Source organism: Ruegeria sp. K11 (assembly GCF_056531905.1).
Genome location: NZ_JBQFMP010000014.1, coordinates 66,677 through 86,853, shown reverse-complemented (window position 1 = coordinate 86,853; position 20,177 = coordinate 66,677). Strand labels below are relative to the sequence as shown.

Annotated in this window: 16 protein-coding genes; 3 read left to right on the top strand and 13 right to left on the bottom strand. The window is 59.3% G+C overall.

The window, feature by feature from the left end; genetic code table 11:
- Positions 1 to 13 precede the first annotated feature (13 nt).
- From ACR0K4_RS19205 to ACR0K4_RS19180, 6 genes are all read right to left on the bottom strand, one after another.
- Positions 14 to 1,543 (bottom strand): GMC oxidoreductase, encoded by a 1,530-nt coding sequence (locus ACR0K4_RS19205; protein WP_480855295.1) that lies wholly within the window; start codon positions 1,541 to 1,543, stop codon positions 14 to 16.
- Between the two features lie 34 nt (positions 1,544 to 1,577).
- Positions 1,578 to 2,549 carry an NAD-dependent epimerase/dehydratase family protein gene (locus tag ACR0K4_RS19200; protein WP_480855294.1) on the bottom strand — a complete coding sequence of 324 codons (972 nt, stop codon included), beginning with the start codon at positions 2,547 to 2,549 and terminating at the stop codon, positions 1,578 to 1,580.
- 94 nt (positions 2,550 to 2,643) lie between these two features.
- Positions 2,644 to 3,387, bottom strand: coding sequence for a polysaccharide deacetylase family protein (locus tag ACR0K4_RS19195; RefSeq protein WP_480855292.1), 744 nt, complete (start codon positions 3,385 to 3,387; stop codon positions 2,644 to 2,646).
- Positions 3,388 to 3,390: 3 nt separating this feature from the next.
- On the bottom strand, positions 3,391 to 4,830 hold the full coding sequence (locus ACR0K4_RS19190) for a protoporphyrinogen/coproporphyrinogen oxidase (RefSeq protein ID WP_480855290.1): 1,440 nt from the start codon (positions 4,828 to 4,830) through the stop codon (positions 3,391 to 3,393).
- Entirely contained in the window at positions 4,827 to 5,789 is a 963-nt protein-coding gene (locus ACR0K4_RS19185; protein WP_480855288.1) for a lysylphosphatidylglycerol synthase transmembrane domain-containing protein, read from the bottom strand. Before ACR0K4_RS19185 ends, ACR0K4_RS19190 begins: the two co-directional genes overlap by 4 nt.
- 13 nt (positions 5,790 to 5,802) lie before the next feature.
- Positions 5,803 to 6,720, bottom strand: coding sequence for a glycosyltransferase family 2 protein (locus ACR0K4_RS19180; RefSeq protein WP_480855286.1), 918 nt, complete (start codon positions 6,718 to 6,720; stop codon positions 5,803 to 5,805).
- A gap of 269 nt (positions 6,721 to 6,989) precedes the next feature.
- On the opposite strand from ACR0K4_RS19180, the gene ACR0K4_RS19175 reads away from it, so the two are divergent.
- On the top strand, positions 6,990 to 8,465 hold the full coding sequence (locus tag ACR0K4_RS19175) for a lipopolysaccharide biosynthesis protein (RefSeq protein ID WP_480855285.1): 1,476 nt from the start codon (positions 6,990 to 6,992) through the stop codon (positions 8,463 to 8,465).
- Between the two features lie 24 nt (positions 8,466 to 8,489).
- On the opposite strand, the gene ACR0K4_RS19170 is transcribed toward ACR0K4_RS19175, so the two are convergent.
- Positions 8,490 to 9,995: a PepSY-associated TM helix domain-containing protein gene (locus ACR0K4_RS19170; protein ID WP_480855284.1), complete on the bottom strand. Its 1,506-nt coding sequence runs from the start codon at positions 9,993 to 9,995 to the stop codon at positions 8,490 to 8,492.
- 185 nt (positions 9,996 to 10,180) lie between these two features.
- On the opposite strand from ACR0K4_RS19170, the gene ACR0K4_RS19165 reads away from it, so the two are divergent.
- The gene (locus tag ACR0K4_RS19165) at positions 10,181 to 11,221 is read left to right on the top strand and encodes a glycosyltransferase family 2 protein (protein WP_480855282.1); all 1,041 of its coding nucleotides are present in this window, start codon (positions 10,181 to 10,183) and stop codon (positions 11,219 to 11,221) included.
- Positions 11,218 to 13,269 carry a glycosyltransferase family 39 protein gene (locus tag ACR0K4_RS19160; protein WP_480855281.1) on the top strand — a complete coding sequence of 684 codons (2,052 nt, stop codon included), beginning with the start codon at positions 11,218 to 11,220 and terminating at the stop codon, positions 13,267 to 13,269. Before ACR0K4_RS19165 ends, ACR0K4_RS19160 begins: the two co-directional genes overlap by 4 nt.
- A 22-nt stretch (positions 13,270 to 13,291) precedes the next feature.
- On the opposite strand, the gene ACR0K4_RS19155 is transcribed toward ACR0K4_RS19160, so the two are convergent.
- The 6 genes from ACR0K4_RS19155 to rfbF all read right to left on the bottom strand — a co-directional run bounded on the left by ACR0K4_RS19155 (position 13,292) and on the right by rfbF (position 19,796).
- A complete protein-coding gene (locus tag ACR0K4_RS19155) occupies positions 13,292 to 15,328 on the bottom strand; it encodes a B12-binding domain-containing radical SAM protein (RefSeq protein ID WP_480855279.1) in 2,037 nt (678 codons plus the stop codon).
- Positions 15,329 to 15,432: 104 nt separating this feature from the next.
- Positions 15,433 to 15,834, bottom strand: coding sequence for a GtrA family protein (locus ACR0K4_RS19150; protein WP_170658116.1), 402 nt, complete (start codon positions 15,832 to 15,834; stop codon positions 15,433 to 15,435).
- Positions 15,831 to 16,709, bottom strand: a complete 879-nt coding sequence (locus ACR0K4_RS19145; RefSeq protein WP_480855277.1) for an NAD-dependent epimerase/dehydratase family protein — start codon at positions 16,707 to 16,709, stop codon at positions 15,831 to 15,833. Before ACR0K4_RS19145 ends, ACR0K4_RS19150 begins: the two co-directional genes overlap by 4 nt.
- Complete coding sequence (locus ACR0K4_RS19140) at positions 16,709 to 17,950, bottom strand: methyltransferase domain-containing protein (RefSeq protein WP_480855275.1); 1,242 nt, start codon at positions 17,948 to 17,950, stop codon at positions 16,709 to 16,711. The genes ACR0K4_RS19145 and ACR0K4_RS19140 overlap by 1 nt, the downstream gene beginning before the upstream one ends.
- Entirely contained in the window at positions 17,947 to 19,026 is a 1,080-nt protein-coding gene (gene rfbG, locus ACR0K4_RS19135; RefSeq protein ID WP_480855274.1) for a CDP-glucose 4,6-dehydratase, read from the bottom strand. The genes ACR0K4_RS19140 and rfbG overlap by 4 nt, the downstream gene beginning before the upstream one ends.
- A complete protein-coding gene (rfbF, locus tag ACR0K4_RS19130) occupies positions 19,023 to 19,796 on the bottom strand; it encodes a glucose-1-phosphate cytidylyltransferase (protein ID WP_480855272.1) in 774 nt (257 codons plus the stop codon). Before rfbF ends, rfbG begins: the two co-directional genes overlap by 4 nt.
- Positions 19,797 to 20,177: the final 381 nt, after the last annotated feature.

Here is a 20,177-nt window from a genome sequence, read left to right as displayed (position 1 = left end):
AGTCTACCGGTCGTCAGGGGGCCAGCGTACCAATCCGATGGGCGTTGGCCATGACCGAGAAGGTGATGGTCGTGGCCGGAATGCTGGGCAGGCTTGAGGCGTCGACCAGATGCACACGCGACAGCCCTTTAGGTCGCCCAAGGATGTCGGATTGCCCCAAGCGGGGCGCTTTTGCCATGGGGACGGATCCCCCCACATGAAAACTGGAGCCCACATCGCCCGGACGGCGGGCGAAGCTCAGGGGGGTAAGCCCTGCCAGTTTCAAAACCTGAGCCATGCGCGTGGTGGCACGGACCATAACCTGTTCGGTCTCGTCATTGCGTTCAACCACCAGAGCAAGCCGCCCATCGGCGGCCAGCGTCAGGTTGATCCGGGCGGAATGAGTGGAATGCAGAAAGGCTTGGGCCACAATCAGGCGCTTTGCCAACATCCGCCACAAAGGGGCAGATCCGGGCAACCTCGCGCCATAGCTGCTAATCAGATCATGCGCGTAAAACTCGTTCCAGGTATAGACCTGCGCGTGCACCAGATGGGGTGAGACTTCGGGATCATCCAGTTCGATGAAAAGCTGTGGCAGGGTGTGATAGGGTTTTCGATCCGGGCGTCGCGGCGCACGCCAGCGGTGCAGGCTGGGCAGAAAGAAATGTTGACTGTCCTGCAATTGCAGACGCCCCCCCGGGTCCGGGGATGAGGTCAAAAGCAAACGGGCCGTTTCCAGAACTCCGGCGGCGACAAAGATGCGGTCGGCCTGCAGAGTCTCGCCATCCTGCAGCGTGACAAGGACATGATCGGCCTGTTCTTTGAACTGGCGCACCAGACCTGCGCGATGGCGAAAGCCAGCATGCAAGCGCAACGTTTCCAGCGTTTGCCCAGAGGCGTAAATCAGACCCCAGGGGCAACCATGCAGACATTGACCACAATACCGGCAGCCCGCCGCAACGGCCAGCCGCGCAGCCCCGGTATGGGCACCAAGTTTCGAAAGCTCGGGCTTGCGACGCTCCAGACTTGATAGCAATCGTTCGGCCTGAGGGGATGGGGTCAGCGGGGTCCGGTCCTGCATTGAAAAATCGGGGAACAGAGCCTGCAAGTCATCCACCCGGCCGCTGATCGGCAGGAATTCTGCAACCGCCCGGTAGTGTGGCGACAGGTCATCCATCCCGATCGGCCAGTCCGTGATGTCAGCGGCACGGTTGGGCAAGACCGCCGAACCCCACAGGTTAGACAACCCTCCCGTGGCGTGCGAGGCGCGCAACCCGATCTGATCCGGTGTCGTCAGTGTCTCTGCCCCGGGGACCATGGCGAAATCCGATCCGAACCGGCGCACTTGCCCGGGTGGCGTGTCGAATTGCGGAGCTTGCCAGGCCTTAACATCATCGGCGGACCAGCTGTCGGGATCACCAGAGGCCAGGTGATCGCGACGGTCCTGCGCCGCAGATTCCAACCCGCGCCCGCCATCTAGCATCAGAACCTGACGACCCCGGTCCAGCAAAGCCTTGGCCACGGACACGCCAGCCGGCCCCGATCCGATCACCAGATCGGTCACGGGGCGCGACCTGTCCATTGCCCGGAATTTGGCCTCATGCCGGGACCGGGCGTTTCATCTCGGCAACGATGTCATCAATGATCTGCTGCAGCGTCCGCATCGGGCGGAACCCGGTGACACGCTGCAGCTTTGAGACATCGGGCAGACGGCGCTGCATATCCTCGAACCCTTCGGGATAGACCGTGTCATAAGGCACGCATTGGATTTCTGAACTGGACCCGGTTGTGCGGATCACCTGTTCGGCCAGTGCGCGGATCGTGACCTCCTGATCGGTGCCGACGTTGAAGACGTCACCGCGCGCATCCGGAAGGGTCATGAGCCTGCACATGGCCTCGACCACATCCGCCACATGACCAAAACAGCGTGATTGCTCACCCGTGCCATGCACCATCAGCGGTGCACCTTCCAGCGCGGATTTGACAAAATTGGGCAACACCATGCCGTAGCGCCCGGTCTGTCGGGGCCCGGTGGTGTTGAAGAACCGCAGAACCGTGACTGGCAGGTTGGATTCCCGTGCATGGGCCAGTGCCAGAAACTCGTCCAGCGTCTTGGCGCAGGCATAGGACCATCGCAGGTTGCGGGTGGCACCAATGGTCAGGTCGCCCTCTTCCTGAAAGGGGAACGTTGTGCTTTTGCCATAGACCTCAGAGCTTGAGGCGATGAAGGTATGCGTCTTGTCCACCAGCGCTGCGTCCAGCACGTTCTCGGTGCCTGCGACATTGATCAGGATCGACCGGCTGGGCTCGTCCATGATCAGTTTCACCCCGACAGCCGCCGCCAGGTGAAATACCACATCCGCCGGGCCAACCAGATCGGCAACCTGCTGGCGATCCAGGATACTGCCTTTGACGAAGGTGAAATCCGGGTGGTCCGCAACACTGGTCAGGTTCGACATCAACCCGGTCGACAGGTCGTCCAGAACCGTGACGGCATGACCATCCGCTATCAGTCTTTCCGTCAGATGAGAGCCGATAAACCCGGCGCCTCCGGTAATCAGAATATGCATATGTTCGTACCTGTCACTTGTTGAGAACCACTGTGCCGGAGTGTACAACCCGCCGCGCACCTCCGGCTATAGTCGCGGGAGAAAAAAGACCTGTTCACCAAGGCTTCCCCCGTATTGCCGCCCGCACGCCGCGCAGCATTTTGCGTGCGGCCAGATAGGGTTTGCCGCGACCGGCCAGATGCGCGCGCCAGCGGGCGATGTCGGTGAAATAGAACATCTCGAGCCGGGGCAGGTCATGCAGGTTATCTCCTGCTGTGGCGACGCCCAGACGGGTGCCGACCGATGTGTCGTAATGCTGCGCGATCCGGGTGCGCACGGTCGGGTTTGAGGCCCCATAAGGTGGTGCAAAATGGCGGATGGGCTGGTCCAGCCGGGCCGAGATATCCTGACCGGGTCCGGTTATTTCATCCTCAAGTGCCGCGGGCTCCAGCGTGGTGAGGTCGGGATGCGTGACGCTGTGCGCGCCAAATTGAACGCCTTCACCGGCCAGTGCTTCGACCTTGTCCCAGCCCATCAGGGGACGGGGAGGAACATGACCGCCAGCCCAGCTATCGGTGCCTCCCATCCGGCCCGAGGGCAGATAGACGATCGGGCAAAACCCGTGATCGCGCAGGATCGGCCAGGCGGTGTCGGCAAAATCGGTGAACCCGTCATCGAAGCTGATGATGACCACACGGGGGGCAGGCGGGTTCGGCAGCGCATCGGGCGTGACCACCGGCAAGTTCGCATCAGCCAGCGCCTGCATCTGCGCCTTGAACACTTCAGGCGCGATCGAGGTCGGTCCCGGCGCATCCGAGATCGAATGGTACATCAGGATATCGGCCTGCCAGGCGGGCATGGGTCAGTCTTCCACCACATGGGTGGCAAAGACCTCGCGATACCGGTTCCACTTCGCGCGGTCGACATTGCCTTTGCCGTCGATGCAATCCGCCGCGCCATAGGCCATCGCGAAAGCATGATGCGTATTGTCGTGGGCAAACAAGCCCTGACGCCCGAAAACCAGTAATCCGTCCATACCCGAGAGCCACTGATCAACCGTGTCGAACCGCTCTTCATAGCCTACATCATAGACCGGATAGGCATGGCTCAGCCGCCGGGTTTCGCAATGCCGTACCGGAACGGTGACGGGCAGACCCAGCTGGCCCAGCCATTTGGTGAACTCCTGTCCCAGTTCCTCATCGGACATGGACCACCATTTTTCTTCCGGGTCGCAGGGCAGTTCGGCACACAGCACGGTGACGCCTTTGGGTTCGCCACTGGCGTTATAGTTCTTGGGCTCGGACATGCGGCTGATCGGGATCGACAGTTCGGGGAAGTAATGCGCATCGAACTCGGTGAACTGGTCGGTCTCCAGCACCAGATACAGCAGGATCATGCCCCGGAACCGGATCGCGCGGGCGGCCTCGACCACCTCGGGCGGGGGGGCGCTGATCAGGCGCGTCAGCCCGGTCAGCGGAATGGTCGACAGGATCAGATCGCCGGTCAGGTGCCGCTCACCATCGCCTTCGCGGATCGTTAGGCCGGTGATCCGGTCGCCCTCTCGGTCGATAGAGGTGATCTCGGTGTTGAACAGGAAGGTCGCCCCGTTGCTTTCCGCACTGTTCCGCATCGCGTCCGAGATTTGCCCGAACCCCTTGCGCGGATAGAAAAACCGCCCGGCTGTTTCACTGCGTAGCCCGGGCAGCAGGCGTAGCATTTTCATCAGGATTTTGCCGACCGAGCCGCTGCCGACCCGCCGCTCGGCCAGTTTCACCGCCAGCTTGTCCGGGTCCAGACCCCAAAGCTTGCGCACGTAAGGGAAGTAGAAATTGTCCGAGATTGTCGGCCCCAACCCGTCATAAAGCACGGTCGAGAATGTCTCGGGGCCTGTGCTTTTCTTGCGGAAGGGTTTCAGCACCATGTCTCCGATCAGCGACGCGGCAAAGGGTTTGGGCAGGCGCATCAGCGCATCGGTCAGTTTCAGCGGAAAGTGAATCCACTTGCCGCCCAGCCGGATGCGCCCGTGGCGCGGACGCAGCAGCAGATCGTCGCCCAGCAGGGTTTTCACATCCTCCAGAACCTCGGGCTCGGCGGCTGGGTGGAACCGGTGCGAGCCATAATCGCAGATCACCCCTTCGACCGGGAACGAGGCCGAGTTGCCACCTGCGATGGCGGCGCGCTCGATCACGGTCACCTTGGCCTGTTTGGTCAGGGCGTGGGCCGCAGCCAAACCGGCAGGGCCGGCCCCAAGAATAATAATCTCAGGCTTGTCCTTGCCTGTGGGTCGGGGAACATCCGTCACTTGCACTCTTCCTTTTGGGAATTTGCCGGGGCGCTGAACCGCATCCCGGACATGGTCAGAACCAGCGCGCCTAACCCGCCCGCTGTAAACAGAACAACCTGCCAGACCAGCCCGGCGGCAACCACGGCCGGGGCGCTGGCGCCGAGGGGGGCCAGAAAACCGGCCAGTGTCGCTTCGCGCAGGCCCAGCCCGTTCAGGGATACGGGCAGAACGGCGATGATCTTGGCCAGCGGCCAGGCGAAAACCCACGGGCCTGCTGCCACATCGACACCTGCAGCGATGGCCAGCCACCAGGCCAGCAGGACCAGCAAGAGCTGGATCAACACCGAGGCGATGAAGGCCACGGCCAGCGTGCCGGGTTTGCGGCCCATCCCGGCCAGCGCTTCGGCCAGACGATGGGCAAAGCCTCTACCGGGCAGAGACGGGACATAGCGCCAGGGCAAGGGTAACAGGCGCGGCAATGCAACCATCCCCGCCAGCGCCGCCAACAGGATCAGCGCCACCGGCCAGATCGTCTGCCCGCCTGCGGCGCTTTCCCATGTCAGCACCAGACCAAGGCAAGACAGGGTCAACAGGGCCACCATGTCAATCAGGCGATCCACGGTTGCGCCCGCGACGACCTGCGCCCCGTCCTTCATCGCGGCTTGCGCCAGACCGGCGCGCACTGTGTCACCTCCAATCGCGCCGGGCAGGCACAGGTTGGCGGCCAGACCTGCAAAATGCGCCCGGATGGCCAGCGGGGCCGGAAACCCGCGCCCCAGCAGCAGCCACCATTTCAGCGCCGCCGCTACATGGGCCAACAGGAACAGAACCAGCACGCAGGCAAAGACCCAGACCGGGATCGCCTTCAGTGCGGCCAAAATCGCGTCGGCTGGCAGGATCCAGAACAGAATGGCCAGAACCAAAGCGGATCCGGTAACCCGGATCAGCCAGCGCCGTTGACTAGGATCGGAAAGCATGTCGCCGCTCATCTCACGGTCTGAGATGCAGCCGCGAGATCATGTCGGCAATCAGCCCCAGCGACCAGATCATGATCGCGGCCAGAAACGAGAACACCGCCGTTTCGCTGAGGTTCCAGCGTATGATATCGACAACCAACGTCGCACTGCCCAGAGCAAAGAACGCCAACCCCAGGGGGATGAACACCCGCAGCGGATTGAACAGGGTGCTGATACGCAGGATCAGGATGATGAAGTTCAGAAAGTCGATTGGCCGGATTTTCGATTTGCCGACCCGCTTGCCGTATTCGATCGGTGTATAGATCATCCGCTTGCTGTTCGAGGTCATGCACAACGTGATCGTGGTGGTGAATGAGAAATTCTGCGGCAAGAGCGGCAGGAACGGGATCAGTTCGGATTTGCGGAACACCCGCAGGCCCGAGTTCAGGTCGTTGATCTTACGTTCGGCCAGGAATGAGGCGAAGGCGAACAGGAATTTCTTGGCCGGCCTGCGCAGCAATGGCACGTTTTTCATCGCCGCGCCCCGGTCACCCACGACCATGTCCTGATCGCGGCACATGGCCAGCATGCCGGGCAGATAACGTGCGGGATAGGTGCTGTCGGCGTCCAGAATGGCCACATATTCATGCTGCGCCATCCGCACGCCGCGCTTGAGGCTGGCGCCATAGCCGGAATTGACGTCGTTGAAGGTGACGGTGGCCCCGCTGGCCTCAGCCTCGGCGCGGGTGTTGTCCTGACTGGCATCGTCCACCACGATGATCTCGTAGGGAATGCCCAGCGGTTCCAGATGAGTGCGCACGTCCTCGACCGTGTGGCGGACAGCGTTTTCCTCGTTATAGGCGGGGATGACCACGCTCAGGCTCATGCCTGATGTGTCCGGGGCATCCGTCGCGCTATGTTCCGCGTCAATCCGCTCGGCAACTTTGTTCATGAAAATGAAAACCTTTTATTCACTCAATAATCCCTGCCCTGTGTGCACCTGTATGATATGCGTGACACACTGAACGCGACAGGGCTAATTCCCTGCATTGCGCATAGTATTCGAACACGTTCAGACTGAACATAGACAATAAATTTGACCAAATTCGACCGTTTCAGCGTCAAGTTTTGTATTTGTTGATTCCACATAAGCCAGATGCGGTGTTTTAAGGCGATGAACGCACCGGCAAATGGCCGGATCGCACGACAGGAAGGAAATCGATGTCAGGGCGGCAGAGTTTCACCAGCGGAGTGGCCTGGATGTCGGCTGGAATCTGGGTCGAGCAGGCGTTCAATTTCATCATTTTTGCCATTCTTGCCCGCATATTAGGGGTCGAAGCCTTCGGGCTTCTGGCAATGGTTGCAGCCTTCGTTCTGTTTTCTGAATTTTTGGTGCGCGAGACAATCTCGGACATTCTGCTGACCCATGACGCATTGTCACCCGAGCGATTGAACTCGGTTTTCTGGCTGCTGGCCGTGTTGGGCGCAGTTCTGACTGTTGTGCTTTTTCTGGGCGCGGGACCGGTCGCAAGTTTCTACAATGAGCCCGTTGCGTCTGGATTGTTGATCGGATTGTCCCCAACGGTTCTGATGATTTCACTGACGGCGGTCCCGGTGGCGATCCTGCGACGGGAGATGCGGTTTCGCGTTCTGGCCATCCGCGCGGCCCTCGGCGCGGCCGTCGGAGGCGTTGTCGGCGTCGGCATGGCCCTGGCGGGATACGGTGTCTGGAGTCTTGTGGGTCAGCGTCTTGCGATGACGGCGACCAATATCGTGATGGCCTGGGGGGCAGTGTCCTGGCGACCGGCGCTGAATGTGTCACGTGAACACATGCGCACGATTCTGCATTTCAGCCATCGGATTCTGGGGCTGCGCGCGGCCGAACTGGCCGCAGTTCAGTCACCTGCGGTGATCATTGGCGCAATGCTGGGACCAGTCCAGGCAGGATATTTTGCGATTGCATGGCGGGTGATCGAAACGGCCTCGTTCCTGATGATCACGCCCTTGCGCACTGTCGCACAACCCGCCTTTGGCGCAGTGGCACGGGATGGCGGGCGGGCGGCAGACTTTCTTTTGGATGTCATGCGCCTGACCGGGTTTCTGGCATTCCCTGCCTTTGCTGGTCTGGCGGTTTTGTCTGAACCCGCGCTGGTGTTGCTGTTCGGGCAGAAATGGGCTCCGGCGGCCCCGGTTCTGAGCCTGATGTCCGTGTTCGGAATGTATCTGTGCGTGGAAAAAGTGCAGCAGACCTTCTGTCTGGCGGCCGGCCAGCCCGGTCGTCTGGCGGCTCTTTCCTGGATCGAGGTCGCCTTGGCCGCAGTGGTCATTGTGTTGGCCGCGCCTTATGACCTGTCGGTGGTAACGGCCGGGTTTGTGGTCGTTTTCCTTCTGATCTGGCCGCTCAAATTTGCCAATCTGGGACATATAGCAGGGCTGTCCGGTATGGTTTTGATGCGACAGCACCTCGCACCGCTACTGTTATCGGCGGGAATGGCGGCGGTCGTGTTTGGGGTCGTGTGGAAAATGGAAACGATGTCCCAGATTTTGATCCTTCTGATCGGTACGGCAACCGGGATCGTGGTCTACTTCCTGCTTGCCGTTGTGTTTCAACGCAGCCGTCTGCGCCTGTTGATCACGATGATCCGCACGCATGAGGAACCGGAGGCTGAAACCGGTCCGCAAGAAGCCAAAGGATAGCCCTCCGGGCCGCGTCGCTGACGGCTACCAGATTGGCGCACCGAGGCGGAAGGTGACAGATTTTTCCTCTCCGTCCGATTTTTGCAGGCGGGCGATGATCGTATTTTCGGCTTCCGAGGGCGATAGCTGAAAAGAGGCTATCGCCCTGCCGCCGGTCTGTGTGAAATCGACGGATTGGGTTTCATCCCCGTTGATTTCGATCACCGCAGCCTGAACATCCGGCTCGCCGATCCGCAACTGGACCTCAAGATCTGTACCGCGTCGGAGAGGGGTATCCATAACCAGCCGAGCGACCGAAGGGGGGGCATCAATTGCGAAAGCCCGGGTCCTGTCGTGAGAATCGGGACCAAACCGGTAATATGCCGTGAACAGAATGCCCGCCAACAGAAGGAGGTAGCCCCACCGGGTCCAGCCCATCCCGCGCCAGATACGTCTGAGCGGGCCATATTGGGTGGCATCAGGGGCAATCCGGGCTGCAAAGATCAGGGCACCTGTAAAGGCCAGACCGCTGGCAATCAGGCCAAGAACGATCCACAACGCCATCGAAAACCCACCGCCCCAGGTGCCAAAATGCAGCATGTCCATCAAGGGTTTCAAATAGGTCAGCCCACCGGTGTCATCCGGTGTAAAAGCCCCCAGAACCTCTAGCGTTACGGGGTCGATAAATACACTGCCCGGCCCGAAAAAACCGGAATGGCCGTCCGTGTCTCCAAAAAAGTTGATGCTGTCGGTTTTCTTGTCCGGCAGGAAAATAAGGAAAGGCTCAAACCCCGGCAGCGCCTCGCGCGCCCGGGCTTCGGCCTGGTCAATAAGTGCTGCGTCAAGATTGGCAGGCAAAGCTGTGTCACGAGGGACCGGAGGATTGGGATGCGGGCTGCTGCCTTCCAGCCCCAGACTTCCCAACAGAAAATAGAAACTGGTTACGGTCGTTATAATCAGCAACGGCACCGTCCAGACCGCAGTTAACCGATGTGTGCTGCCTGCCCAGGACCGCAATCCGCCTGCGCGGTTGGGCCAGCGGAAAAACCCTTTCCAGAAGCGCCGATAGGTGATGAGGCCACTGATGATCTGGAACAGCAGTATGATTGAGGTGGCGCAGACCAGCATGAATACGACCCGCTGCCCGGTCAGGAACGTGTCGTGCAGGTCACGCAGGATGCTGCGAAAGCCAACGGGGCGCGTTTCATCGACAACTGCACCAGTGGCAGGGTCGGTCCAGAAGCTGACTTTTTCCCCCCAACCTGTGTGGGCTGCTGTGCGGTCCACAAACCACGGTGCGGGTTGTTTATGGATGATAAAGATGCGGCTTTCGGGATGCGCGTCTTTGATACCGTCATAGATCGTTCCGAAACTGGCGGTGCGTTCTTCCTTGGGGGCGGTGGTCCAGATTGCGGTACGGCCAATCGATTCAAGTTCGATCGCAGCCACCAGCAATGTTCCGGTCAGAAACATGAACGCGAAAAAAAGCGACAGATGCAGGCCCAGCCAGGTGTGGAGCTTAAAAAGCGAATTGCGGATTTTGCGGTTCATATGATTGGCTGTCAGTTTACAATTTTCGGACACACTAAACGAAGTAAGTGCATAAGAAACAATAGCCCCGCGTGATTGTTACCGATGCGGGCTGATTTCACTCTCTATGTGGCGGAGGACGCACGGTATTGTAAAATATTTCTGTAGCTTAGGTGTTGTGCGAATCCCGAACTTCGCGGGATGGTATGCTTGTACCCGGGTATTGGTGGGGTAAACGGTGCCGTTTGATGTTAAATAAAGATATGAAAAAAATTTCTATTGTTTCGCCATGCTTCAACGAAGAAGACAACGTGGCGAATTGTTATGAAACCGTAAAGGCAATTTTCGATAAGGAATTGCCGGGTTACAGGCGCGAGCATATTTTCATCGACAATGCGTCTTCGGACCGGACAGTAGAGATTCTGCGCGAGATCGCGGCGAAAGACCCGGATGTGAAGGTGGTGATCAATGCCCGCAATTTCGGGGTGTTCCGGTCAACCTTCAACGGGCTGCGCTATGCCACCGGAGACGGGGTTGTCGTCATGTTGCCCGTCGATTTGCAGGACCCGCCCGAGATGATCCCCGAATTCGTTCAACTTTGGGAAAGCGGTTATGACGTGGTGGCCGGGGCCCGCAGCACCCGTGAAGAAGGGTTCGTGATGCGCAACGCGCGCGGCATCTTCTATCGCATTGTCAACGGGCTGTCGGATGTGTGGCTGGAGCCATCGGTCGGAGAGTTTCAACTGATCGACCGCAAGGTGCTTGAGGCGGTGCTGGCGCATAACGACCACTACCCTTATATCCGCGGCATCATTGCCAGCTGCGGTTTCCGCCGGATCATCAAGCCTTATGTCTGGCAGGCCCGCAAAAGTGGCTTGACCAAGCACAGTCTGATGGCTCTGACCGATCAGGCGCTGAATGCGATCTTTTCCTTTACACGCGCCCCGATGCGGTTCTGCACGATCAGCGGGTTGGTGATTGCGACTGGCTGTATCCTGTTTTCCCTGATCTCTGCGGTGCTGTTTTTCTTTAATCCCGATCAGGCCCCGCGCGGGACGACGACCATCATCGTTTCTCTGTTCTTCCTGTCGGGCATCCAGATGCTGTTTATCGGGATGTTGGGCGAGTATATCACCTCGATCCACAATCAGGTGCGTGGGGGCCCCATCGTTACCGAGCAGGAGCGCATAAATATTGAAGGCCCCGCGCAGGATCCCGCCCTGACCCGAGAAGAGCATCTGGCATGATCTTCCGTTCGAACCGGGTGCAGCAGGGCTGTCTTGTCCTGGCGCTGTTGTTCTGTGCCAGCCCGGTCTGGGCTGATGATACACCGGTTACCAACGCCACCCTGTCCGAATTGCGTATATGGTTTGGGGTTATGGTTGTGGCCGCAGCGGGCTTTCTGGGTTTCTTCTGGACGCGCGGGCAGGTGCTGTTTGGCGTTCTGAGCGCAACGGTTCTGTTGGGCAGTGCTGCCCGGCTCTGGCTGACGCAACCGCTTTGGTTCCCACGGCTCGAGATTTCTGCAGATCCACCTGAAAACCTGATCATGCTGGCAATACTTGCGGCGCAGGCGGGGATAACAGGCCTCGTTCTGATACGCCCGGCAGGCCGTGCCGCTATCGGCAATCTTGTTACCGGAGCAGGGGTGTTTCGCCTATTTCTTTTGCTGGTTCTGGTCGCGGTGTTCAGCTTGTCGGCAACGCCATATGTGGCCTATGGCTATCACGTGGCCTATGGTCTGCAGGTCGGCGTAGGTGGCGCATTATCACTGGTGCAGATGGCAACGATTGTGGCCATGTTTGCCATCGCCGGGCCCAACCAGATACCGCGTATCCCGGCGGGCGGTCTTGCTATATTTGCAGCCTTGGCCAGCGCCTTTCTCGCCTGGACCGCGTTTGATCGGGTTCCTCATGTCGAGGATGAGCTTGCCTATCTGTTTCAGGCGCGCACCTTTGCGGCTGGTGCGCTCTGGAGCCCGGCCCCGCCCGAGGTGGCGCAACCGGCGCTGGAATATTACCTGTTCGATGTCACGGGTGGAAAATGGCTTGGCGTTCCCGCGCAGGGCTGGGCCGTCGTTCTGAGCTTTGGGGTGCTGATCGGGGCGCCCTGGGTCATCAATCCGGTCCTGACCGGGGTTGCGGTCTGGCTTGCACATGACATTGTCCGCCGCACTATTAGTCGCGAACGCGCGGATATGGTTGCGCTGCTTATGGCGACCTCACCCTGGGTTCTGGCCGTTGGGGCCACGTTGATGAACCACGCGCTTATGCTGGTGACGGTGTTGCTGGCCTGGTGGTGCCTGCTGCGGGCCGGGCAGGGGTCGACCCGCAGCGCCGTGTTGCTGGCGCTTGTTGCGGGTTTGGCTTTGGGTTGGGGGTTTGTGACCCGACCACTGGACGGGTTGATTGTCGGGGGCCTGACAGGTCTGTGGCTGCTGCGCCGATTGCCCGGCGGGATCGGGCAGGTGCTTGCCTGCGGTGTCGGAGGCATCCTGTCCGGGTCTGCCGTTTTCCTGTTTAACTATGCAATCACGGGTGATCCGCTTTTGACCGCACAGGCCGACTATCTCAGCCGCCTGTGGCCGGACACGCAAAACGCGTTTGGATTTGGCGATAATGTGGGCCCTCCGGCCCAAAGCTGGGGGGCATTGGATATCTGGGTCGGCCACAGCCCCGCTGAGGCGGTATTGAACCTGATCAACGCAATTGCATCGCTCAACCTCGAGCTTCTGGGCTGGGCATTTGGATCACTGGTTCCGATCTGGATCGCCGTTATCTGGCGTAAAAAGCTGACAGGCTTCGACCGGGCGATGCTGGTGATCTTTGCTGCTCTTGCGGGGGTTCTGTTCTTCTACTGGTTCACGGGCACTTTCTATCTTGGCCCGCGTTACTGGCATACGGCGTTGCTGCCTATTCTGGTTCTGTCCGCTGCCGGGATCGAGGCGATCAATGACCGGCTGCCCGAGCAGTATCGCGGGCGCCTGCATTGCATTGTCGTGCTGTTATGCGCGATTTCGGTGGTCACTTTCACATCCTGGCGCGGCATTTCCAAATATGACGGGTATGGCGGGTATACCGGTGACATCCGACGGCAGGTCGAGGCCGCCGATCTGGGCAACGTACTGGTCTTTGTCTCGACACAAGGGGATATCGGGTCTGCGCTTTACCTCAATGACCCATTCCTGCCGCCAGACAAGCCGATATTCCTGAACGACATGGGGCCAGAGCAGAACGCGGCAATCATCGCCGCATTCCCGGGGCGCGAGGTGGTTTACCTAAGCGACGCAGACTGAAATCCAGTTTGTGCAGGCGCGGCTATTCAGCCGCGTGCTGGTTTTCGGCGGCCACGAAATTGCGCCGGAAGTCATTGGCAAACATCGTCCGCGTGAACCGGCCCAACCCCGAAGCGTGTTCACCAAAGGTGTCAATGCGGGACAGCAAGGTCGTTTTCACACGTGGGTCGACCCGTGTTTTGAATTCGCGCGGGTCGTCGAACTGATGATCGCTCAGAGCACCCTCATAGCCCGAGCTGCGCCAGGCCTCGACATCGAAGGACGAATTCCAGACCGGTTCGTGTTCCAGGCTCTGTGAAAAGGGCACATGCAGCATCACGGCGCTGTAATAGTTGATGATCGTATCAAGCATCGCATGCGCTTCGTGGTCATCCTCGTCCAGCAGATCCGAGATCGCCCGCTTCAGGAATTCCAGAGCCTCGTCCAATACAATGAACCTGCCAATCATAGAATACTTGCTGAGCAGATTGCCCCCCAGCTCTCCACCGATCAGATCATCATAGTTTTCATGGGCCCAGGCGACGCATTCGGCGCGGGTCGGGAACAGCTCCTGCTGGTTTTCCTCAAGATAGCCGGACACGGCATCACGGAGCGGCTGCGGGGCCTGATCCAGAATATCCTGCATATGCTTGACGATCTGGAACGGACGGATGCCCAGAGAACGGGCCAGGCGGAAGGCCTCTTCAAAGTTGTTCTCGTAGTAAAAGATCGTCAGCAGCAGATGGAAAACCCGCGTATCCAGATAGTCCTGGAACGAGAAATTCTCGGATTCCACTACCATCTCTTCGGTCTCGATCACCGTGTCACCGGTGTATTTGCCCAGACAGCGTGCCACCACGCGATGGCGGGTCTTGAAGCCGAACTCCTCGCGGCTTTCGGGATTGGCCAGCGGTGCGCCATGCAGCAGCATCAGCTGATGCGCGGCCACCCGGCTGACGCCGGTTTCGATCAGCTTGTCCACCGCATCCATGAAGGATTCCTTGGTCTCGCCGGGCATGCACAGGATCAGCTCGCCATAGGATTGCATGCCCTTGGAATGCAGTTCCTGCTGCACCTCGGCATAGGTATCCAGGCTGATATTGTCGCGTTTGATGTTTTTCAGAACGACCGGGTTCAGCGATTGCACCGAAGAGGTCATCGGCAAGCGGCCCTTGGCCTTGCGCATCACCTTGATGATCCGGTCACCGCGGTTTTTACCCGTGGTGGTGCGGATATATTTCGGCCAGTCATACCGCTCCATCAGGTGGCCCAGATAATCGGCCACCTCTTCATCCTGCACATACATGCCGAAATTGTCGTCTGCAAAGCACAGCGGGCTGGCGTGGTTGATGCGGGCGACGATGTAATCCAGATCGGCCTTGGTGCGCTCGAACGAATGGCGGAACACTTTTGAGTTCGATTTGACCGCCGAGTTGCAGAAGGCGCAGGTGAACGGGCAGCCGCGCGCCAGTTGCATCAGTGCAAACAGGCCGGTGTCAAAGAACTTGTCCATCAGTCCGGCCAGATAGGGCGAGGGGATCTCGTCCAGATCGCGGATGCGGGGCGGTTCGCCGCCGCGCAGAATTTCCCCGGTTTGGGGGTGGACGAACAGCGCGCCATCAACGGCCTCTTCCCACATGCCTTCGCGGCGGGCGCCTACGTCGATGAAACGCTGCAGCGTGCTCAGAAAGGCGCGCTCGCCCTCATAGGTGGGACCGCGCACATGCATGTCAATCTGCGGCATGGTGCGGATCCAACTGTCCTGTTCTTCTTCGGTCAGCGGGAAGTTGGGGCCGCCCATCAGGGTCAGCACGTTCGGATTGAGAGCCTTGACATAATCGGCGAATGACAGGGCCAGATTGTGGTTCCAGGAATAGCTTGAGAAACCGATGATATCGGGAACCGCTGCATCAATGGCCGCCTTCAGCTCCTGAGGGTCGCGGAAAATGGCGACCTCCAGTGGTGTTGGGCTTTTGGCATAGGCTTTGGCAAACGTGGCAAGATTTCCGACACCCAGCGGATAGGTGTCCGATGTTGCAGTAACAAGATTGTGGCCGAGATCGGCGAGATAAAGACGCATCTGTGAATTATCCTTGCGGTACAGTGTCTATGTCAAATTTCTGACTCCACGGTCGGTTTGGTCGTCGATGGCAGATCTGCCAAAGTGTTGTTTTCAAGCATTTTTCAAACATCCTGCTGCCAGGGAAAGCGGTCCGTCAACACCCTGGAAATCATTATGAACGCCAGGATGGCGGTGGGTAGAACAAGAAGGCCCTGGGCCACGATGGGCTGCAGGCCAGCACTCAGCAACCCTTCAAGCGACAGGGCATTGAACGCGTAGACGACCAGATAGGACAGTATGTAATAGGGTAAACGCCCAAAGCCCTTGGTGTCGAAGACAAGCCGGGCATGGGTCATGAAATTCCACAAGACCCCGCCGGAAAACGAGATCGCCAGCGCCGCTTGTGGTGGCAGGCCTGACAGGCTGAGACCGGTGAACAGCGCGTATCCGAATGCGGTATTCAACACGCCGACCAGGGCAAAGCGCATGAATGATCTTTTGCGGGGAACAAGATGTTTCTTCATACCCGTGCCCCTTCTGCGCGCAGAACATCTGCCACGCCCGAGGCGATGTCATGTTGCGGGATAAAACCGGCCTCGTTCTGCAAACGGCTCACATCTGCAGCCAGGCGGTCAGGATCATTTGCCGCGCGGGCAATGGCCCCCAGCCGGATCAGATCGGGATGGTGCATCTGCTCTGCGACCTCTTCAATAAGGTTTCGGACCGGGATCGTCGTGCCGCTGGCAACATTGACCGCGCCGGTGACATCGGTTTCCAGCAACTGTGCCAATGCGCGCGCCAGATCGTGCACATGCAGGAAGTCGCGTTCCTGCAGACCGTCAGTGCAATCCACGGGCTGACCCGCTTTCAGGTTGGAAATCAGGTCACCGAACAACCGTCCCGGAGGTTCGCCCGGCCCGTAAACAAAGAAAATACGCGCCCAGACCAGCGACAGGCCAAGCGCTTCCTGTCCCGCACACAGGGCCATTCCGGTTCCAGCTTTCGCTGATCCATACAAAGTACGAGGGCGCAATGGACTGGTTTCGGTCAGTTCCGGCAACGCCCAGTCATATTCGGCACAGCTGCCGGCGCAGACCACGCGCTGCCCACCGGTGCGTGCGAATTCCCGCACCAGATGCAGCGTGGCTGCCATCCAGTCCAGATTGGCCGGAGACGTCCAGCGATCGCGCGCGCCGTCATGCCATGCCAAATGTATCAGATGACTGGCACGAGCGGTTTCAAGCGCCGTCGCGACGGCCTCGGGATTCAGCAGATCGCATGCAATGTCGCTTGTGTTGCTTCGGCCCAGCGTCACAACCTCATGCCCGGCTTCGGTCAGAGCCGGAATTGTGGCGCGCCCGATCAATCCGGTCGCCCCGGTCAGCAGAACCCGTCCCATCAACTGATCCTGACCTTGGGCACGGCGGTTACGAACCGCGTTCCCTGCGCCCTCAGGTCGGCCATCTGGTTTATAACCTCATCGCGGATATTCCACGGCAGGATCAGCACGTAATCGGGGGGTGTTTCACGCAGTGCTTCGACCCCATGTACGGGGATGCGGCTGCCGGGCAGCAGGGTGTTCTGTTTGGCCGGGTTGCGGTCAACGCAATAAGAGATCAGGTCCGGCCCGATCCCGGCATAGTTCAGCAGCGTGTTGCCTTTGGCTGCTGCGCCATAGGCGGCAACGGTTTCACCTTTCGCCTGTGCTTCGCGCAGGAAAGCCAGCAATCCGTCACGCAAGGTTTCGACCTGAGCGGTGAAATTCATATAACCTTCGGGGCGGTCAAACTGCGCGGCGGTCTCATCGGCGCGGACCTTGGCCACCCCGGCGCCTTCGGGATGACTGGCGGCTTCAAGGCAGGCATAGACACGCAGCGATCCACCATGGGTGGGCAGTTCTTCCACATCAAAAACGCGCAGACCCGCCTTGGCAAAGATCTCTTCGACCGCCAGCAGTGACAGATAGGAATAATGCTCGTGATAAATCGTGTCGAACTGCACGCTGTTGATGAGGTTCAGAAGATGCGGAAACTCGACCGTATAAACCGCATCCCCTTTCAGCAGAGTAGCAATCCCGGTGACGAAATCGTTGATGTCGGGCACATGCGCCAGAACATTGGCCGAGGCGATCAGCGCCGGAGGCTGTTCGGTCTTGGCGACCTTCTGCGCCAGCGCTTCGCCGAAATAGTCCACCAGTGTGCGTACGCCTCTTTCCTGCGCCGCCGCGGCCACATTACCCGAAGGCTCGATGCCCAGAACGGGAATGTTCTTTTCGACAAAATACTGCAGCAGGTATCCGTCATTCGAGGCGATCTCGATCACCAGATCGTCTGACCCGAGATTGAACCGCTCTGTCATGCTGTCCACGTAGTCGCGGCAATGGGCCAGCCAACTGTCAGAAAAGCTTGAAAAATAGGCGTAGTCGGCCGAAAAAATCTCTTCCGCTGGCACCACATCATCCACCTGAACCAACCAGCATTCAGTGCAGACCCGCGCGTGCAGCGGGTAGACCGGGTCTGGTGTGTCCGCTTGATCGGGATCGACATAGGAGTTGGCCAGAGGAGACAGCCCCAGATCGACAAGCGTCATCTCAAGGGGGGCGCCGCATTGGCGGCAGGTGGGGTGGGTCGCGCCGGTCATGCTTGTCTCTTGCTTATGGTTTCGAATTCGGCGATCTGCGCGCGGCACAGCTCGGTGGGCGAGGTGCCCCGGGCCCAGCCCGCATACCAGTCTGCCGTCAGCCTGACGGTATCCTCAAAGCTCAGGACCGGACGCCATCCAAGACCGGCGCGCGCCTGCGAGACATCCAACCGCAGCATCTTGGCCTCGTGCGGTGTATCTGCCGGGGTGTCGATTTCGATCCGGCCCTGCCCAAGCGCTTTTATGACGGCTTGAGCAACGTCCAGAACCGGGCGTTCGTCGTCGCGTTCGGGGCCAAAGTTCCAGCCTTGTGCAAAGGCGTCGCTCTGCCCAAGTTGCTGCGCCAGCATCATGTACCCCCTGAGGGGCTCCAGAACATGCTGCCAGGGGCGAATTGCGCCCGGATAGCGCAACACAACACGTCCTTCTTCGCTCAGACAGCCGCGGACAATGTCGGGCACCAACCGGTCTTCGGCCCAATCCCCGCCACCAATGACATTCCCGGCCCGCGCGCTGGCGATCCGGGCCGGGTGCGGGTCCGCCGCGTCCGGCGAAAAATAGCTGCGCCGCATCGCGGCGGTTGCAATTTCGGTTGCGCCTTTCGATGCGGAATAAGGGTCATGCCCGCCCATCGGATCGGTTTCGCGATACCCCCAGACCTGTTCGACATTTTCATAGGCCTTATCCGAGGTGGCAACCACCACCGACCGCAAGCTGGGCGCTGCCCGCAGGGCGTCCAGCAACTGAACCGTGCCCAGCACATTGGTCTCAAATGTCTCGACCGGTGTGCGATAGGACCGCCGCACCAATGATTGCGCAGCCAGATGAAAGACAAATTCAGGATCGGTATCCGCGATCAGACGATCAAGTGCCACCCGGTCGTTCAGATCACCCGTGACCGAGCGAATTTTACTGTGATCCAGCAGAGCCCAGAGGTTAGGATCCGTTTCGGGGGCAAGGGCATATCCGGTCACATCCGCACCGGCCTCGGCCAGCCACGCGGCCAGCCAGGCGCCCTTGAAGCCGGTATGCCCGGTTACAAGAACCCGTTGCCCTGCAAATGCGCTCGCACTCATTCCCAGATTTTCCACGGTGCGTTGCCTGTGGCCCAATGCTCCTCAAGCTCCTGACGCTCGCGGATCGTGTCCATGGGCTGCCAGAATCCCTTGTGTTCGAAAGACATCAACTCGCTATCGCGCGTCAGGGTCATCAGCGGTTCGCGTTCCCAGGCGGTCGCGTCACCTTCGATGTATTTCCCGACTTCCGGCGAAAGCACAAAAAAGCCGCCATTGATCAGGCCACCATCCCCGACAGGTTTCTCGCTGAAGTTCAGAACCTGATTGTCCTGCATCTCCAACTGGCCGAAACGACGGGGCGGAGGAACCGCCGTGACGGTCGCAAGCTTGCCATGCGCCCGGTGAAAATCGATCCCGGCCCGAACATTGATGTCGCCGACCCCGTCGCCATAGGTCAGACAGAAGGCTTCTTCATCCTGGACAAGCGGGATAACCCGTTTCAGCCGCCCACCGGTTTGGCTGTTGTCGCCTGTATCCACCAGCGTCACGCGCCAGGGTTCGGACTTGCTGTTTGCAATCTCAAGGCTGCCACTGGCCAGATCAATTGTGACATCCGAGCTGTGCAGGAAAAAGTTGGCGAAGTATTCCTTGATGACGTAGCCTTTGTACCCCAGGCATACGATGAAGTCGGTGACCCCGTTGGCCGCATAGATTTTCATGATATGCCAGATGATCGGTTTGCCGCCGATCTCGACCATGGGCTTCGGTATCTTGACGGTTTCCTCGCTGAGCCGGGTGCCCAACCCACCGGCCAGAATAACGCACTTCATAAAATCGCTCCCTCGTTAACAACGAAGTCGGCCGCCAATTCACAGACCTTTACCTTAGGTCCGCTGCAACCTTGTTCCTACAAACTTTCAAGCGCAGTAGGACGGGAGCGTTGCGTTCGTGTCAAGATTCACAAAGCTACGAGTCATGATGCACTGAATTTCCCGGCACTCTAGCGCATAAGCATACACAATATGAGGAATGAAAAGATATTGTTGACGCGATTTTCCAAAGAGTGTTGGCGTTTGGCACATAGTGCAAATAACATCGTGAATACAAATGCCCAGGGTGCTGCAGGTCGTGCATTTTGCAATATCCTCGTGGTGCTGCCAAGGGTGATGCAGTACACCCCAAGACATCTACCTCAGAGAGATAAAACTGTT